Source organism: Pseudoflavonifractor sp. 524-17 (assembly GCF_009935845.1).
Lineage (GTDB): Bacteria > Bacillota > Clostridia > Oscillospirales > Oscillospiraceae > Pseudoflavonifractor_A.
Window position 1 is genome coordinate 1 of record NZ_QWEK01000131.1, and the last position, 1,081, is coordinate 1,081.

Consider the following 1,081-nt stretch of genomic DNA (forward strand, 5'->3'; position numbering starts at 1 on the left):
CCAGATATGAGAAGAAAGCACTCTATTTCCGGGCTGTTGTCTGCCTTGCATGTATCCTTAGATGGTTACTTTGACAGTTTTTAAAACAGACTCTAGTGAATATACGTCAGCGAGATACCAAGCGTATAAATTCCGAGATGCAGGCAAGGCCATCTGGGACGAACTGAGCAGAAATGAGTGTAAAGAGCGGGCAAAGGGACTGAAGGAACTGCAAAAAATACAGCGCTCACTCCCTTCCAGGCTTCCAAAAGGCAACGGCTTTAAGTCCATCCAATATGCGCGATATGCAAATGGCACAGAGCGATTCAAAGCCCTACATAGAGGTAAGCTTACCAACAAAACGGACATAGAGATACTATCTGCATTCAATTCCGAAATCCGTGGACTGTACAACTTCTACTCCATTGCCAACGATGCGTGGAAAATCGGAAGGTTTTCCAACATTATGAAGTACACTATGCTCAAGATTTTTGCAAACAAATACCGCACAACAGTCCACCAAATCAAAGTATGATATCTCAAAAACAAGCTGTTTACAGTGTCATATGAGACTAAAAACGGCAAAAAAGAGGCTGTGTTCTACAACGGGGGTTTTGAGCGCAAGCTCACTCCTTCAATTCTCTCAGATGTAGATGTTCTGCCGGCGTACAAAAAGTATGACAGAATCAACGGCCTGCGGGACCGCATCAAAAAGGGCATTTGTGAGTTGTGTGGAAAAGAAGCAGGTACTGTCGAACTGCATCAGGTCAAACGGTTGAAAGACCTGACCGGAGCAGAGCCGTGGGAGGCCATAATGCTCAAACGGCGGCGCAAAACACTGGCGGTTTGTCCGGGCTGCCACAAAGTGATACATTCTAATGATTATCTCAGCAAGCAATAAGATTTATGGAGAGCCGTATACGCCGAGAGGTGTCCGTACGGTTCGGGAGGGAGTGGGTTAATCCCGCTTGCCTCATGGGATGTACTGGCGGCCCATTGCTCTGGCTCTGAAGGAGGCGGGCTTCTTCGTCAGTGTAGTCAACGCCATGCTTATCCACGATTTCAGCGACAACTCCCTGCGTAAGGTCAAAACAGACAAGGC

At 47.1% G+C, this 1,081-nt stretch carries 2 protein-coding genes; both read left to right on the forward strand.

All coding sequences use genetic code 11. The features are described 5' to 3' along the window. Nucleotides 1-61: 61 nt before the first annotated feature. Nucleotides 62-514, forward strand: a complete 453-nt coding sequence (locus tag D1159_RS18940) for a group II intron reverse transcriptase/maturase (protein ID WP_161847126.1) — start codon at nt 62-64, stop codon at nt 512-514. A gap of 24 nt (nt 515-538) precedes the next feature. Then, nucleotides 539-880 carry a hypothetical protein gene (locus tag D1159_RS18945; RefSeq protein WP_161847127.1) on the forward strand — a complete coding sequence of 114 codons (342 nt, stop codon included), beginning with the start codon at nt 539-541 and terminating at the stop codon, nt 878-880. Nucleotides 881-1,081 lie beyond the last annotated feature (201 nt).